The sequence below is a fragment of the Streptomyces sp. AK02-01A genome (genome assembly GCF_033795305.1).
In the GTDB taxonomy this organism is placed as follows: Bacteria; Actinomycetota; Actinomycetes; order Streptomycetales; family Streptomycetaceae; genus Streptomyces.
Window position 1 is genome coordinate 109,321 of the sequence record NZ_JARBAE010000002.1, and the last position, 16,694, is coordinate 126,014.

Below are 16,694 nucleotides of genomic sequence, written 5' to 3' on the forward strand. Positions count from 1 at the left end.
CCGAGCGGGACACCGGCGGGGTCGGCGTCTTCCGCTGGACGGACGCCAGGGACACGCCGCATCTCATCGGATACGCCTGGCGCGGCTGACCGGACGCGGCCGGGCGCCGCGCGTCAGGCGCCGGCGGGCTGTTCCATGGGCCGCTGGTGCTGCCAGGGACGTACGAGACCCAGGAAGCAGGCGACCGCGCCGACCGCGCACACGAGCTGGACGACGGCCATCGGCACCGCGGTCTCCTCTCCCGCGATACCGACGAGCGGTGAGGCGATGGCACCGATCAGGAACGACGACGTGCCGATGAGCGCGGAGGCCGAGCCCGCCGCGTGCGGGGTCCGCATCAGCGCCTGGGCGTTGGTGTTGGGCATCGCGAGGCCCATCGCCGACATCAGCACGAACAGGGCCGCCGCCACCGGGAAGAGCCCCACGGTCCCGAACACTCCGGAGGTCATCAGCAGCAGCGCCAGCCCGGCGAGCGTGATGACGACCAGGCCGAAGCCCAGCACGCGGTCCATGCTGACCCGGCCGACCAGCAGCTTGCCGTTGATCTGGCCGACGGTGATCAGGCCGATGGAGTTGACGCCGAAGAGCAGGCTGAAGGTCTGCGGCGAGGCGCCGTAGATCTCCTGCACCACGAACGGCGAGGCGGAGACATACGCGAACAGCGCGGCGAAGGCGAGCCCGCCCGCCAGCATGTAACCGGTGAAGACCCGGTCGGCGACCAGTCCGCGCATGGTGCGCAGTGCCTCGCCGACGCCACCGCTGTGCCGCTTCTCCGGCGGCAGAGTCTCGTGCAGATACTTCCAGACGACCAGTGTCAGCAGGGCGCCGATCACGGTCAGGACGACAAAGATGCCGCGCCAGTCCGTGAGGCGCAGCACCTGGCCGCCGAGTACGGGCGCGATGACCGGCGCGACTCCGGAGATCAGCATCAGCGTCGAGAAGAAGCGCGCCATCTCGACGCCGTCGTACAGATCGCGCACCACCGCGCGGGAGATCACGATGCCCGCCGCGCCCGCCAGTCCTTGGAGGAGGCGGAAGCCGATCAGGAGTTCCGTGGTGGGTGCCAGCGCGCAGATGGCCGTGGCGAGGACATAGACGACCATGCCGAGCAGCAGTGGCCTGCGCCGGCCCCATTTGTCGCTCATGGGTCCGACGACGATCTGGCCGAGGGCCATGCCTGTCAGACAGGCGGTGAGGGTGATCTGGACGGTCGCGGCGGGCGAGTTCAGTGCGCGGGTGACCTCGGGCAGCGCCGGGAGGTACATGTCCATGGAGAGCGGCGGCAGCGCGGTGAGCCCGCCGAGGACCAGTGTGACCAGCAGTCCGACACCGCGCCCGGCCGCCTTGGGCGGGGTCGCGGACGCGGTCGCGTGGGTGGCTGACGGAGCCCCGGCCGGTCCCGGACGCTGAGCCGGCACCTCTCCCGACAGGCGCCGTCCTGACCGTATATGCCCCTTACGTCCCTCGGTTGTCTGGCCGCCGTCCGGCATCCGCATCTCCATGTCGTTGAATCCTTACCTATGCTCTCAGCTCAGCGAGAGTGGTCGAGACCTTTTTAATGGGGCGGATATGGCAGCCGGACAGGTGGTACAGGACAGAGCCGTGCGCTGGGGCGTGCTGGCGACTGGCGGAATCGCGGCGCGGTTCACGGCCGACGTGCTGGAGATGGCGGACGCCGAGGTCGTCGCGGTGGCCTCGCGCGATGACGCCTCCGCGCGGGAGTTCGCGGGACGGTTCGGGATCGCCCGGGCCCATGGCGACTGGGCCTCGCTGATGGCCGACGAGGAGGTGGATGTCGTATACGTCGCGACTCCGCACTCCGCGCACCGGGCCGCCACCGGGCTCGCTCTCGCCGCCGGAAAGCCGGTGCTGTGCGAGAAGGCGTTCACGCTCAACGCCAGGGAGGCCGGCGAACTGGTGTCGCTCGCCCGGGAGCGGGACGTCTTCCTGATGGAGGCCATGTGGACCTACTGCAACCCCGTCATCCTGCGCCTGGCGGAGCTGGTGCGGGACGGAGCGATCGGTGACGTCCAGACCGTCCAGGCCGACTTCGGCATCCAGGGTCCGTTCGCTCCGGAGCACCGGCTGCGCGACCCGGCGCTCGGCGGCGGCGCCGTCCTGGACCTCGGTGTGTATCCGGTGTCCTTCGCGCAGCTTCTGCTGGGCGAGCCCGACCGTGTGCACGCCGACGCGCTGATCTCTCCCGAGGGCGTGGACCTCAACACCGGAATACTGCTGGGCTGGGACTCGGGAGCGACGGCGCTGCTGTCCTGCTCGGTGACGGGCGAGACTCCGAGGACCGCGACGGTGACGGGCACGACCGGCCGGATCGAGGTGCCGGCCGGTTTCTTCGACCCGGAGCGGTTCGTCCTGCACCGGAGCGGCGCCGAGCCCGAGGAGTTCACGGCCGCGAGCGGACTGCGCGGGATGCAGCACGAGGCGGCCGAGGTGATGCGCTGCCTGCGGGCCGGCGAGACGGAATCACCGCTGGTACCGCTGGACGGCACGCTCGCGGTGATGCGTACGCTCGACGCGGTGCGGGAGCGCGTCGGTGTCCGCTTCCCGGTGGACGAGCCGCCCGTCAGCGAAAGCTCCGCGAGCGGACCGGCCGACCGCATCTGACGGTGCGCCGGCGGAGCGGTCCTCGGGTGCCGGGCCGTCAGGCCGGCTTGAGACCCGGGTCGCCCGCCTCGGTCACGAAGGACGCCGCTGTCGTGACCGGGGCGCCGGACTTCGTGACGGCGGAGACGGTCTTGAAGTCCGCCCGCGCCTGGCGCTCGCCGAGGGTCACGGTCACATAGCCGCGCCGCCCGTTGTAGAACCTCATGTGCGGATTGGCCGCCATGTGCGCGGCCCAGTCGAGCGGCTCGTCCTTGCCGTCCTTGCCGCTGGCGATGGAGGTCGCCACGATCTCGGTGCCGAGCGTGCGCGATCCCGGGTCGTTCCAGTCCTTCTTCAGGTCGTACGCGTTACCGGTGTGCACATCGCCGGTCAGCACCATGAAGTTCTTGAGGCCGGACCGCTCCACACCGTCCATGAGCCGCTGCCGGGAGGCCGGATAGCCGTCCCACGAGTCCATCGACAGCTTGAAGTCGGGCGTGGAGAGATTGCGCCGCCGGGCGAAGGTCACCTGCTGCGGTACGACGTTCCAGGTCGCGCCGGACGTCCGCCAGCCGTCCAGCAGCCACTGCTCCTGGGCCTCGCCGGTCAGCGTGCGCGACGGGTCCTCGGACTCCGGGCCCGGGGTCTGCCAGCCGTCGCCGTACGCCTGGTTGGAGCGGTACTGCCGGGTGTCCAGGATGTCGAACTGCGCGAACCGGCCGAAACTCAGCCGCCGGTAGAGCCGCATGTCGGGACCCCTGGGCTGCTGCGGCTTGCGCAGTGGCTGGTTCTCCCAGTACGCGCGATAGGCGGCGGCCCTGCGCAGCAGGAACTCCTCCGGCGGCACGTCGTTCTCCGGCGTCTCCGTCGCGTAGTTGTTCTCGGTCTCGTGGTCGTCCCAGGTGACGACGAACGGATGCGCGGCGTGCGCGGCCCGCAGATCGGGATCCGACTTGTAGAGGCCGTACCGCAGCCGGTAGTCCTCCAGCGTGACCGTCTCGCGGTTGAAGTGCGCGGGCAGCCTGCGGTCGGTGTAGGCGCGGGCGCCTCCGGAGGAGGTCACGGCGTATTCGTACAGATAGTCGCCGAGGTGGAAGACGACATCGAGGTCTTCCTCGGCGAGGTGCTTGTACGCGGTGAAGTAGCCGTCGTGGTAGGCCTGGCAGGAGACCGCGGCGAGCCTGAGCGAGCTGATCCGCGCGGTGCGCAGCGGCGCGGTGCGGGTGCGGCCGACGGGACTGAGCCAGGTACCGGCGCGAAAGCGGTAGTAGTACACCCGGTCGGAGGCCAGTCCCCGGACATCGACATGCACGCTGTGGTGCAGCTCCGGATGCGCCAGCGTGTGTCCGCGGAACACGATCCGGCGGAAGTTCGCGTCGCGGGCCAGCTCCCAGCGCACGGACACCCGGCTCGTCGGCAGTCCGCTGTCCGGCTCGTACGGACGCGGTGCGAGCCGGGTCCAGAGCACCATGCCGTCCGGGCGCGGATCACCGGAGGCGACACCAAGGGTGAATGGATTCTCCGCGATCTTCCTGGCGTCCAGTTCGGCGGCGCTCGCGGTGCCGGTGGCCGGGAGATCGACGGCGAACGCGAGGGCGGCGGCGGCCGCGGTGCCGGTCAGAAACCGGCGGCGCGCGATGTGCGCGGCGGCGGCCCTGAGCTCGGGCGCGTGGATGTCCGTCGTGCGGCGCTGAACAGGTGTCATATGCCCCTCCCCTGGTGGCGGTTGTCGCATACATCACGGTGGGAGACGAAAGCGCCCTATGTCGCGTACACAACATCAACGTGGCGAATGGATGATTTCCGCTAGGTCCTGGCCTAGGACGTGTCTGACACATAGCGCCGTCCGCCCGGAGGGCGGGGCCCGCGACGTCTGGTGCGTGCGATCCCAAGGCGGAGGATCATCCGTGTACTGGACGTACTCGGATGACTCCGACAACGCGGTCAGCGTGCGTGCCAGCCGTCGCAGGCCAGGCGGGATGTGTCAGACGGGGCCTAGCTGCGCCCACAGTTGTATCTCACGTACGCTGCGTAGCCATGGACGCCATGCGGAACATCAGCACCAAGCGGAAGTTCGCCGTGGTGACGGGCGCGGGCTCGGGCATCGGACGGGCGGTCGCGCTGGTTCTCGGTGAAGCGGGCTGGTCGGTGACGCTCGCCGGACGGCACAGCGAGACGCTGGAGGAGACGGCCGGAGCCATGAGCGGCGAGTCCCTGTGCGTACGTACCGATGTGTCGCGTCCCGAGGACGTCGACGCGCTGTTCGCGGCGGTGAGCGAGCGGTACGGCCGGCTCGACCTGCTCTTCAACAACGCGGGCACATTCGGTCCCGGAGGCATATCGCTGGAGGACCTGCCGTACTCGGCCTGGCGGAAGGTCCTCGACACCAATCTGACCGGGACGTTCCTGTGCGCGCAGGCGGCGTTCCGGCTGATGAAGACTCAGCGTCCGCAAGGCGGCCGGATCATCAACAACGGCTCGGTCTCCGCGCACGCCCCGCGGCCCGACTCGGTGGCCTACACCGCCACGAAGCACGGCATGACCGGGCTCACGAAGTCGCTGTCGCTGGACGGCCGTCCGTACCGGATCGCCTGCGGCCAGATCGACATCGGCAACGCGGCGACCGATATGACGGAGCGGATGCGCCGCGGAGTGCCGCAGGCGAACGGCGAGTTGGCGGTGGAGCCGGTGATGGACGCGGCGGACGTGGCCAGGACGGTGCTGCACATGGCGGAGCTGCCGCTGGAGGCGAACATCCAGTTCGCCACGGTGCTCGCGACGGCGATGCCCTTCGTGGGCCGGGGCTGAGGACCGCCGGGAGCGCGGGCCCGCCGCGCCGTGCCGGCCGCGCGGCTCCGGCGCGGCTCCGGCGCTCCTGGCGCGCGCGGGAATGCGCGACGCCGCCGGCGCGGTTGGCCCGTCATGAGACCGCATACCGGCGCCTCCGCCGATGTCCTCCGGTACACCGCCTTCGCCACCGATCCCCGCGGCGGAAATCCCGCCGGAGTCCTCCTGGACGCGGCCGGGCTCGGTGACGACGAGATGCTCGCCGTCGCGGCGAAGCTGGGATACAGCGAATCCGCGTTTCTGACCGCGCCGCCCGAAGGGCTCGGCGCACCGGGCCGGGCGTTCACCATCAGGTATTTCAGCCCGAGGGCCGAGGTCCCGTTCTGCGGACACGCCACCATCGCCACCGCCGTGGCGCTGGCCGAGCGGATCGGTCCCGGCGATCTGGTCTTCGAGACCCGCGCCGGGACCGTGCCGGTGACGGTCACCGAGCAGGACGGCACGCTGCGGGCCACGCTCACCAGCGTGGAGCCGCGGATCAGCGGCGTGGCCGAGGAGGACGTACGGGAGGCACTCGCCGCTCTGGACTGGCCGGCCACGGATCTCGACCCGGAGCTGCCGGCCCGGATCGCCTTCGCCGGAGCCCGTCATCTTGTCCTGGCCGCCGCGACCCGGGCGCGGCTGGCGGATCTCTCGTACGACTTCGACCGCCTCGAAGCGTTGATGCGTCGCCTCGACCTGACGACCGTCCAGCTTGTCTGGCGGGAGTCCGCGACGGTCTTCCACGTACGCGATCCGTTCCCGGTGGGCGGTGTGGTCGAGGACCCGGCGACGGGAGCCGCGGCGGCCGCGTTCGGCGCGTACGTCCGCGAACTCGCCGCCGTACCGGCCGAGTCGGTGTCGGTGCTCACGCTGCACCAGGGCGAGGACATGGGCCGTCCCGGCGTCCTGACGGTGGAGCTGCGTCCCGGCGACCCGCGCGTCCGGGTGAGCGGCGCGGGTGCCCGGATCCCGGAGCCGTCCGGTAGTTAGGTCCGGTCCGGGAAGGGCACCGGCCCGGCGCCGGGCGGGCGTTACGCGGCCAGCAGCGTGGCGATCTCCTGGAGCTGCCGTTCCCGCAGCGGACCGAACGCGATGGCGCCCGCGTTCTCCTCGGCCTGCGCGACCGAGCGGAAGCCCGGGATCGGCACCGTGTGCGGGCTGCGCGCCCACAGCCAGGCCAGTGCGCCCTGCGCGAGCGTGCGGCCGTCCTCGGTGAGGACGTCCCGCACGGCGTCGACCCGCGCGGACCACTCGGGCGACGGCGCTCCGCCCGCGCCGAACCACCGCAGCCAGGCCGGCGGCACCGCCCGGATGTCTCCGGCCGCGCCACGGCCGCCGGGCCGGTACTTCCCGGTGAGCAGGCCCATCGCGAGCGGACTGCGGACGACGCTCGCGAGACCGCGCTCGGCGCAGAGGTCGAACATCTCCGGCGTGTCCTCCAGGACATTGCAGGCGTGCTGTACGGCCGCGCAGTGCGGTCCCTCGGCGAAGAGCGCGGCACGCTCCGGGTCGTCGGTGCTCCAGGCGTACGCGCGGATCAGCCCTTCGCGTACGAACTCCTCGCAGGCGTCGCGGAGTTCGGCGGCCCGGTCCAGCGGTGCGTCGGAATGATGAAGCTGATAGAGGTCGACATGATCGGTGCCGAGCCGGCGCAGTGAGGCGGTGAGCGCGCGCCGGGCGTACGCGGGGGTGTCGTCGGTGCCCGTGAGCGTCCGCGTGCTCTCGTCCAGCGTGTTGCCCCACTTGGTCGCGATCACCACCTCGTCCCGCCGTCCCTGGAGGGCGCGGCCGAGTACGCGTTCGCTGTGGCCGGTGCCGTACACGTCGGCCGTGTCGAAGAAGGTGATCCCGAGGTCGAGAGCCCGCCGGATCGCGGCGACGGACTCCTCGTCGTCGACCTTGCCCCAGCCGAGCGGATTGCCGTCGTTGTCCTGCCACTCACCGCCGATCGCCCAGCAGCCGAAGCCGAGCGCGCTCACGGTGATTCCGCTCTGTCCCAGCGTTCTGTTCTCCATGGCTTCCATGGGCACCACGCTAGGAGTTGAAGCGCGCACGAAGGCAACAGGCCGGTGCGTCCCGGAACCGGCCCGCGCGGACGGCCGCCTCCGGCCGGTCACGCTCAGCCATCACCCGGACGGAGCAACACCGTCCGCGCCGTCGTCCGATCGGTAGTAGGACGGACATCACGGGCGTCGCGGTGGGAGGAGTGGCTCGGGATGAACGTCGTCGTCGACCTCAATCGATGCCAGGGCTACGCACAGTGCGCGTTCCTCGCTCCACAGGTGTTCGAGATGCATGGCGAGGAGGCCCTGCTGTACAGCCCCGTCGTGCCCGCGGACCAGCACGAACGCGTCGCACAGGCCGCGGCGGCCTGTCCGGTGCAGGCCATCCTCGTCGGCGAGGAGGCGGGCGCCGATGCCGGGCGACGGTGAGCTGCGCGGCTGCCGGATCGTCGTCGTCGGCGCGTCGCTGGCCGGACTGCGGGCCGCCGAGACGCTGCGCGCGGAGGGCTTCACCGGCTCGCTGACCATGGTCGGCGACGAGCCCCATCCTCCGTACGACAGACCGCCGCTGTCCAAACAGGTGCTGCTCGGACGAGTGGCCGCGCGGGACACCGGGCTGCCGCGCCGCCGTGACGTGGACGCGCGCTGGAAGCTCGGCGTACGGGCCACCGGTGTCGACCCGGTCGAGAAGCGCGTCCTCCTCGCCGACGGCGAGGAGCTGCCGTACGACCGGCTGCTGATCGCCACCGGAACCCGGGCCAGGCCCTGGCCGAATCCCGCCGAGGGCGCACTGGACGGAGTGTTCACGCTGCGCACGAGCGACGAGGCGGGCCGCCTGGCCGCACGGCTCGACGCCGGGCCGCGCCGGGTGCTGGTGATCGGCGCCGGGTTCACCGGCTCGGAGATCGCCTCCGCCTGCCGGGAACGCGGTCTTGAGGTGACGGTCGCCGAGCGCGGTCCCGCGCCGCTGGTCGGCGCGCTCGGTGGAGCGTTCGGCGCGCTCGCCGCGAAGTTGCAGCTCGCGCACGGTGTCGACCTGCGCTGCGGAGTGACCGTCACCGCGCTGGAAGGCACCGACCGGCTCACCGGTGCGACGCTCTCCGACGGCAGCAGGATCGACGCCGATGTCGCCGTGGTCGCGCTGGGCGCCGTCCGCAACACCGAATGGCTGGCCGAATCAGGACTCGCCGCGGGCCCGCTCGGAGTGACCTGCGACGCCGGATGCCGTGCCTTCAACATGTACGGGATCGTCACCGACGATGTCTTCGTCGCCGGCGATGTGGCCCGCTTCCCGCATCCGCTCTTCGAGTACCAGATGCTCTCCCTGGAGCACTGGGGCAACGCCGTCGCGCAGGCCGAGGTCGCGGCCCACAACATGGTCAACCCGGGGCCGAAGAGACGTCCTCATCTGGCGATGCCGGCCTTCTGGTCCAGCCAGTTCGGCCTCAACATCAAGTCCGTCGGTGTACCCACCTTCTCCGACCAGGTGGTCATCGCCCAGGGCTCCCTCAAGGAGGCCCGGCTCGTCGCCGTCTACGGCTACCGGGGCCGGGTCACCGCGGCGGTGAGCGTGAACCGGACCAAATGGCTGGAGTACTACCAGAACCAGATCGAGACGGCGGCGCCGTTTCCGCCCGAGCCCGGCGCCGCCGACCATCCCGACACGGCCGGCCCCGTCTCCTCCGACGTACTGGACCCGAAGGTGCTCTCGCACGGGCCCACCGTCGCGCTCACCGGCTATCTGCCGGACCGGCGCCTCACCCTGGTGCGGCACGCCGACTGAACCGCCCGCACCTCCAGCGACAAGGAGCGTCTCCCATGGCCGGCGACACCCTGCTCCACCGGATCACCGACTACGCCAACCGCGCCGATCCCTATCCGCTCTACGCCGAGCTGCGCCAGAACCGGGTCGCGCGCCAGGACGACGGCAGCTATGTGGTCGGCACCTATCACGACATCGCGGCGCTGCTCCACGATCCGCGGATCAGCTCGGACCGCCGCAAGCTCAACCGTCCGGACGAGGACGCCTACGAGCTGGAGCCGGCCTTCATCTCGGTCGACGATCCCGAACACGACCGGCTCCGCCGCCTCGCGATGCGGCCCTTCGGCCCGCCTCACACCCCGGGCCGGATCGACGCCATGCGCGGCGACATCACCAGGATCGCCGGGGAACTCATCGCCGACTTCCGGGACAAAGAGCGGATCGACCTCGTCGACGACTTCGCCTACCCGCTGCCCGTCACCGTGATCTGCCGGCTTCTGGGCGTGCCACGCGAGGACGAACCGCGGTTCCGCGCGTGGTCGGACACCATCATCGCCAGAATCGACCCCGTCTCCGACGCCGACTCCGCCGAGCGCCTGCGCGCCGGCGTGGAGGCCCGGCAGGCGATGGGGCTGTATCTGGGAGAGCTCGCCGACAAACGCCGTGGACATCCGTCCGACGACATGCTCTCCGCGTACGTCAACGACGAGAGCCCGGAAGGACACCTCACCAGGACGGAACTGATGGCCACCGCCGTCCTGCTGCTCATCGCCGGTCACGAGACGACCGTCAATCTCATCAGCAACGGCATGCTCACACTGCTGCGCCATCCCGACGAACTGGAGCGGCTGCGCCGGCAGCCCTCGCTGATGCCGAGAGCGGTGGAGGAACTGCTCCGCTTTGAGCCGCCCGTCCAGATGCTGCCGCAGCGCACTCCGCTGACGGACATCGACGTCTCGGGCACCCTCGTGCCCAAAGGCGCGCCACTGGTCCTCATGATTGCCTCCGGCAACCGTGACCCCAAGCGCTTCCACGATCCGGACCGCTTCGATCCGACCCGTGAGGACAACCAGCATTTCGGCTTCGGCAGCGGCATCCACAACTGCTTCGGCGCGCCGCTCGCCCGCGTCGAGACACAGATCGCGCTGACCGAGCTCATCAGGCACCTCGACCGCCCTCGTCTGATCGAGGACCCGCCTCCGTACCGGCGCAGCGCCATACTGCGCGGCCCGCGTCATCTCGCGGTCGGGCTCGGTGCGGTGGGTTCCTGAGCTCCGGCCGCGCACGCTCCCATGACGCCGGTCACGTCCGCGCGGTGGCCGCCGGGCACCACGATGGTCCCGGCGGCGCGGGCGCCATATCCTGGCGTGTGTGCCGGACCATCGGGCTGACGATGCGTCAGCGTGCCGCCCGAGGAGCGGAGAAGGGGGAGCGAGGAGTGGACCATCCCCGAGCGCTGATCAGCTGGGCGCACCAGGACCGCCGCTGGGACAGCGAGCGGACGGCCGCCTGGCGGGAATCGGTGGTCGGGTTCGCGGAGACTCTCCTCGCACACGGCATCGACGCCGAGCTGGATCTCTGGGCGCCCAGTCGCACGGACTGGACACGGCGCGGACAGCAGTTGGTCGTGGAGTGCGACTTCGTGCTCATCGTCATCAGCCGCGCCTGGAGCGAACGCTGGCAGGGACACAACGACCCGCGTGAAGGCGCCGGCGTGGTGGTCGAAGCGGACACTCTGAAGGGTCTCTTCACCAAGAACCAGGACGTCTTCCAGAACAAATGCGTGATCGTCCTCCTTCCCGGAGTCGACGCGAAGGACGTCCCGCCGGACCTGGAGCGGCTGCGGCGGGTGACGGTCCCGGAGATCACTCCGGCGGGAATCGAAGAGCTGGTCCGGGTGATGACCGATCAGCCGGAGTACCTCAAACCACCGCTCGGCGCCTTGCCGCGACTGCCGCCCAGGCCGCGTTCGGCAGTGCTCCACGCGGACCCGCCCGGCACCGGCGCACCGGACCATCTGCTGGAAGCGGTGGTGTCGAGCAGCCGTCAGGCCAGATCCGTCGTATGGCCGGACATCATGCCGAACATGGACCGGCTGGCCGGTCTCACGGACAAGCTGGGTGCTCCCGTCTCTCGTCTGAGAGCGCCCGTTGTCATCGTCGGTGACGGCGGCTACGGCAAGAGTGTGCTGCTCGGCCAGGTCTTCGACGCGCTGGTGCGGGACGAGAAGGACAGCGGCGCCCGCACACTCCTCCTTCCGTGCGGGCGCGTTCCGGCGTCGGCGGATCTGTCGGACCTTCAGTCCCTGGACCGCGCGCTGGGAAACGCGGCGGTCGACTCCCGTGATTCACCGGCGCTGACCGGCATCGTCGCCGCGCTCGCCGCGAACGGCCGTGTCCGTCTCCTCATCGACACTCTCGATCTCGTACTGAGCGAGGTGAACGCCGACGACATCGCCTATCTCCTCAGGCAGTTGGCGCGCCACTGCGAGCTGGTCATCACCTGCCGCGAGCAGGAGTGGGGCGCGTATCTGGGCAGCGACGGCGAGATCGCGCGGTCTCTCTACCGCATGCCGGTCCTGGGAGTGGAGGAGATCGGCCGGTGGGCGGAGGCGTATCTCCGGTCGTCGGACCTCGACGTGGAAAAGAGACGGACGTTCCTCGCGAGCCTGGTGACCGACCGGAACGGCCGCCGGGTACGGGACGTCTGCGCTTCACCGCTGAGACTGGCCATGGCGTGCGACATCTACGCGAAGTCCGGTGGGATCCCGGAAGACCTCACCGTCACGCAGTTGTACGAGCAGTACTGGGAGCGGCGTATCGCGCAGGATCGCCGGGGCCGCGGTGGCGCGGCCGCCACCGCGCAGGAGACGGCCGCCGAGGGGCTCGCCGCCGAGGTATGGGCCGCCAGCACCTCCAGGTTCGTGGAGTCCGTCACCGGAGATCTGGCCAACAGCGATCCGAGCGCGCTGAACAGCCTGCTCAGCGACGGCGTGGTGACAAAGACCACGGGCCGTTACGCGTTCTTCCACCAGACCTACGCCGAGTTCGCGGTCGCCCGTCTTCTCGTCCGTACCGGGGACGGCGAGGACCTCGCGCGGCTGGCGGCGGATCTCCGGTCGACTTCGTCGGCCTACTGGCCCATCGCCAAGCACCTGTTGATGATGACGATGAACGCCGACCGCTACGAGCTCATGGCCGAGGCCGTCCCGTGCGACGCGGTCGAAGGAGTACGGGCCCATTTCCTCGGCGCCTTCAACCGTGGCTCGGCCACTCTGGTGAAGCGGGTCTCGGAGAGAGTGTGGGCGCAGTCGCCGCACACGCTGCTGACCAGTGTCAGTGTGCTGGACAAGAGCCCTCCGGAGTGTGTCGGTGTCACTCTCGACACACTGCTGAAGTGCGCGGCGGCGGCGGAGACGGCGAAGGACCTCTCGGGCGTCGGCATCGCCGCCGCGTCGCTGATTCTCAACAGCCGTCCCGAGGAACAGGCGCGGGAACTGCGCCGGGTGGTCACCGGGATCGCGGCCGGACCCGAGAAGCTCGGACACGCTGTGGTGTCGTCGGTCATCAGCAGGCTGCTGTCCCAGACCGTCAAGGTGTCGCCGTCCGGGCCCGCCATGGTGCGGGTGCTGGCCGACGAGTATCCGGCGCTGCCCGATGCCGCTCGCGCCGAGGTCCTGAGCCTGGTCGCCGCCGGATCCAGGGATCCTGTACTCGATCGCTCCCTGCTGGTGAAGGCGCTGCGACTGCCGTGCCCGCAGGGTGCGGTGGAGCACGCGACCGCCATTCTGATACGGAGCTGGGAGGACGCCGCGTTCCGGAGTGAGGTCCACTGGCCGGGCTGGACCGACATGCTGGAAATGGACCTTCCGACGCGCTGGGACGCGTGTCAGGTGCTGCTGGCCGCGGAGCTGTGCCGGGACGAGGCCGCCGCACAGAAGCTGCTCGGCACCGTGACCGGCCCAGCGAATGTCGCGCGTGTCCGGTACACCAATGCCGCCAAGAGGATCGCCGACGCCAATCCGGAGGTGATACGCCGGATGCTCCTGAGCATCGGCGACGGACTCACCGCGAGTGCGCTCGGCTCGGTCTGCTCGGTGGCGAGCCATGTCGCTCCGCTGCTTCCGGCCGGGGAGCGGCAGGACCTGATCGCCGTGCTCGACCGCTACGCCTCGGCCGAACCACGACGGGTGTGGCCGACGACGATCAAACTCTGCGCCGGCGACATCGGTCTGCTGCGTGCCAGAGCGGCCTCGCTTCAGGGCATGGTGGAGCGGGCGGAGCGAGGCGACGCCATGGTCCGCACGGTGTTGCAGAGCAGCTTCGACGGATTCCTCAGCCTTCTGAGCAGGCGACAGGTGGCCGAGATGAAGGAGGAACTCCGTGTGCTGTGTTCCGACAAGGCGGTGGACCGGGTGAGGAGGGCGCGGCTGGAGGGGACGATCGCGCTGTGCTCCGCCGAAGCGCGGGACTGGGTCGAGTCGGAGCTGCTCACGGGGCACGGCACCAAGGTCGTTTCGGCTGCCGCGCGGGCCGTGGTGGAGGCACTCCCGGAGCTGGCGGCCGCCGAGCCGCACTCGGACGCCATTCCCTGGCTGTTCGGTCTGCTGGCTTCGCCGCACTCGAACGCGGTACGGATGGTGGCCAGGGGCCTGGCGGAGACGGCACCGCTCGTTCCGCTGCCGGGCCGGCACGGTGTGACCGTGAGCGGCCATCTCGTCACCTGGGCCCAGCGCGACGCCGACGCGCAGGTGCAGAGCGCGCTGCTCGATCTCCTCATCGCGGTCGATCAGTCCTCGGAACTCGACGCGCGAGTGGCGAGAAGCGTGGTCGCCACCTATTTCGACATCGTGATCGACGGCCTCGGGCCGGATTCCGCTCCGAAGAGAAGGGCTCAGCTTCCCGCTCTCTTCCTGCTCTACACCAAGGCGGTCGCGGCCGTCGGGCTCAGGCATCTCAGCCACGACCAGGTGACCGAGTTGGTGACCGAGGTCGTCACGCGCGTCGACTCGGGCAGGATCGGCGGCCGCTCACGGCGTTCCCTGGCGTCCTTGCTGGAGACCGCCGGCCTGCGGTATCCACAGGTGCTGTCGACACTGGAGCGGCTCTGGACCACCACGTCGAGTGACAACAAGTACGCGATCGCGGAGTGTTTCGCGCGCGTGGAGACGGGAACTCCGGGACATCGAAGCCTGGCACTGGCCAGACGCCCGGACTGTCCGCCCGAGGCGGCCAACCATATCCATGGCAAGTTCGGCGGCTGAGCGCGTTCCGTCGAGCGCTTCCGTTCGCGGTGACCGGGCCGGAGTGAGCGAAGGTCTTTCGCGCGGCGGCCTCCTCTCCGCTTTGACAGGCGGATTCCTGGTGAGAGGCTGGAAGGGAGCACGGTGTCTCGCCTCTCAGAACGGCGGACACACCACACCGCAGCCGCCATCGGCGGCACGACAGCGCTCGCGCCATTCGCGGGGATTCGCGCGGCGGGCATGGAAGCGCCTCCTCACCGGCTGTGTGTCTCACCAACCACCGCTCCTTGTGCCGCGAAAATTCCTTTTTGTACCGCGAGAACTGTGTCGTTTGTACCGCGAGAACTGTGTCGCGAGAACACGCGGCCTCAGCAGCGGACACGCACACGGGCGGTGGAGCGAAGGGAGTACACCATGAAGGCAGTCGTGTATGAAGGACCGCGCTCGGTGAGCGTGAAGGAAGTACCGGACGCGAGGATCGAGCGACCGACGGACGTCCTGGTGAAGATCACCACCACCAATATCTGTGGCTCTGATCTGCACATGTACGAGGGACGCACCGACTTCGAGAAAGGCCGGATCCTCGGCCACGAGAACATGGGCGAGGTCGTCGCGATCGGTGACGCCGTGGACCGGGTGCGGGTGGGTGATCTGGTCTGTCTGCCGTTCAACATCAGCTGTGGCTTCTGCCGCAACTGTGAGAAGGGCCTGACCGCCTTCTGTCTGACGACACCGGACGATCCCAAGATGGCCGGCGCCGCGTACGGCTTCGCGGACATGGGCCCTTACGCCGGCGGACAGGCCGAACTGCTGCGGGTGCCCTACGGCGACCACAACTGCCTCGTTCTGCCGGAGGAGGCGCGGGAGAAGCAGAACGACTACGTGATGCTTTCCGACATCTTTCCCACCGGCTGGCACTGCACCGAGCTCGCGAACGTGCAGCCCGGAGACACCGTGGTGATCTACGGCGCCGGGCCGGTCGGGCTGATGGCCGCCCTCTCCGCGACCCTCAAGAGCGCCTCCAAGGTCATGGTCGTGGACCGCCATCCGGACCGCCTGAAGCTGGCCGAGGAGATCGGGGCGATCCCGATCGACGACTCCAAGTCGTCGCCCATCGACCGGATCAACGAGGAGACCAATGGCCTCGGCGCGGACCGGGGCTGTGAGTGCGTGGGCTATCAGGCACACGACCCGCAGGGCAGTGAACACCCCAACCTCACACTGAACAACCTGGTGCACTCCGTGAAGTTCACCGGCACCATCGGCGTGGTCGGCATCTTTGTCCCGCAGGATCCCGGCAGCCCCGACCAGCTCTACAAGCAGGGCGAAGTCGCCTTCGACTACGGGCTGTTCTGGTTCAAGGGCCAGTCCGTGGGCAACGGCCAGGCCAACGTCAAGGCGTACAACCGTGAGCTCTGCGACCTGATCCAGCAGGGCAAGGCCAAGCCGTCCTGGATCGTCTCCCACGAGCTGCCGCTGGACAAGAGCCCCGAGGGCTACCAGCACTTCGACGCCCGCGACAACGGCTGGACCAAGGTCGTCATGCATCCCGCCTTCTGATCCACGGCCGGACGCGGGCGGCCCGCCCGGTCGCGCGGGCCGCCCGCTCACGGCGTCGGCGATACGCCAACTCACCTGCCCGACTGGGCCGGACAAGGAATCCTCATGACACACCACGATCTGCACGGCCGCACCGTGGCCATCCTGGCCACCGACGGAGTCGAGCGAGTGGAACTCGAAGAACCACGCGGCGCCCTGCACGGCGCCGGCGCCCGCACCGAACTCCTCTCCATTCACGACGGCGACATCCAGGCACGCCAATTCGACCTGGATCCGGCCGGGAGCTTCGCCGTACAGCGCCTGGTGTCCAACGCCAGGCCCGAGAACTACGACGCGCTGCTGCTGCCGGGCGGCACCATGAACCCCGACCAGCTACGCATGAATCCCGACGCGCTCGCCTTTGTGAAGGCATTCGTCGCCACCGGCAAACCGATCGCCGCCATCTGCCACGGCGCATGGACTCTCGCCGAGGCCGACGTCGTACGGGGACTGCGGCTGACCTCCTGGCCCAGCATCCGCACCGACCTGCGCAACGCCGGAGCGAATGTCGTCGACGAGGAGGTCGTCATCGACCGCCAGTTCATCACCAGCCGCTCTCCCGACGACCTGCCGGCCTTCTGCGCGGCCATCGTCGAACGGTTCGCCGAGTCCCGCCAGCCGCAAGCGGCCTGATGGCCGCAGCACCGCGCGGAAGCGC

Annotated in this window: 12 protein-coding genes; 9 read left to right on the plus strand and 3 right to left on the minus strand. The window is 69.8% G+C overall.

Going from position 1 to position 16,694, the window contains the following annotated elements; all coding sequences use genetic code 11:
• Positions 1-113: 113 nt before the first annotated feature.
• Positions 114-1,496 carry a Bcr/CflA family multidrug efflux MFS transporter gene (locus tag PV679_RS02905; protein ID WP_416069648.1) on the minus strand — a complete coding sequence of 461 codons (1,383 nt, stop codon included), beginning with the start codon at positions 1,494-1,496 and terminating at the stop codon, positions 114-116.
• A gap of 73 nt (positions 1,497-1,569) precedes the next feature.
• On the opposite strand from PV679_RS02905, the gene PV679_RS02910 reads away from it, so the two are divergent.
• Positions 1,570-2,622 carry a Gfo/Idh/MocA family oxidoreductase gene (locus PV679_RS02910; protein ID WP_319678611.1) on the plus strand — a complete coding sequence of 351 codons (1,053 nt, stop codon included), beginning with the start codon at positions 1,570-1,572 and terminating at the stop codon, positions 2,620-2,622.
• Between the two features lie 37 nt (positions 2,623-2,659).
• On the opposite strand, the gene PV679_RS02915 is transcribed toward PV679_RS02910, so the two are convergent.
• Positions 2,660-4,306, minus strand: coding sequence for an alkaline phosphatase D family protein (locus tag PV679_RS02915; protein ID WP_319678612.1), 1,647 nt, complete (start codon positions 4,304-4,306; stop codon positions 2,660-2,662).
• 332 nt (positions 4,307-4,638) lie between these two features.
• On the opposite strand from PV679_RS02915, the gene PV679_RS02920 reads away from it, so the two are divergent.
• On the plus strand, positions 4,639-5,409 hold the full coding sequence (locus tag PV679_RS02920) for an SDR family oxidoreductase (protein WP_319678613.1): 771 nt from the start codon (positions 4,639-4,641) through the stop codon (positions 5,407-5,409).
• Between the two features lie 114 nt (positions 5,410-5,523).
• On the plus strand, positions 5,524-6,420 hold the full coding sequence (locus PV679_RS02925) for a PhzF family phenazine biosynthesis isomerase (protein ID WP_319678614.1): 897 nt from the start codon (positions 5,524-5,526) through the stop codon (positions 6,418-6,420).
• Positions 6,421-6,461: 41 nt separating this feature from the next.
• Here PV679_RS02925 and PV679_RS02930 read toward each other — a convergent pair whose 3' ends face one another.
• Positions 6,462-7,454, minus strand: a complete 993-nt coding sequence (locus tag PV679_RS02930) for an aldo/keto reductase (RefSeq protein ID WP_416069639.1) — start codon at positions 7,452-7,454, stop codon at positions 6,462-6,464.
• A gap of 192 nt (positions 7,455-7,646) precedes the next feature.
• Between PV679_RS02930 and PV679_RS02935 the strand changes: the two genes are divergently transcribed.
• The 6 genes from PV679_RS02935 to PV679_RS02960 all read left to right on the plus strand — a co-directional run bounded on the left by PV679_RS02935 (position 7,647) and on the right by PV679_RS02960 (position 16,669).
• Complete coding sequence (locus PV679_RS02935; protein ID WP_319678615.1) at positions 7,647-7,862, plus strand: ferredoxin; 216 nt, start codon at positions 7,647-7,649, stop codon at positions 7,860-7,862.
• The gene (locus PV679_RS02940) at positions 7,846-9,216 is read left to right on the plus strand and encodes an NAD(P)/FAD-dependent oxidoreductase (protein WP_319678616.1); all 1,371 of its coding nucleotides are present in this window, start codon (positions 7,846-7,848) and stop codon (positions 9,214-9,216) included. Before PV679_RS02935 ends, PV679_RS02940 begins: the two co-directional genes overlap by 17 nt.
• A 35-nt stretch (positions 9,217-9,251) precedes the next feature.
• A complete protein-coding gene (locus PV679_RS02945; protein ID WP_319678617.1) occupies positions 9,252-10,466 on the plus strand; it encodes a cytochrome P450 in 1,215 nt (404 codons plus the stop codon).
• A 167-nt stretch (positions 10,467-10,633) separates the two neighbouring features.
• The gene (locus PV679_RS02950; protein ID WP_319678618.1) at positions 10,634-14,458 is read left to right on the plus strand and encodes a toll/interleukin-1 receptor domain-containing protein; all 3,825 of its coding nucleotides are present in this window, start codon (positions 10,634-10,636) and stop codon (positions 14,456-14,458) included.
• 393 nt (positions 14,459-14,851) lie between these two features.
• Entirely contained in the window at positions 14,852-15,997 is a 1,146-nt protein-coding gene (locus PV679_RS02955; protein ID WP_319678619.1) for a glutathione-independent formaldehyde dehydrogenase, read from the plus strand.
• Positions 15,998-16,102: 105 nt separating this feature from the next.
• Positions 16,103-16,669, plus strand: a complete 567-nt coding sequence (locus tag PV679_RS02960) for a type 1 glutamine amidotransferase domain-containing protein (RefSeq protein ID WP_319678620.1) — start codon at positions 16,103-16,105, stop codon at positions 16,667-16,669.
• Positions 16,670-16,694: the final 25 nt, after the last annotated feature.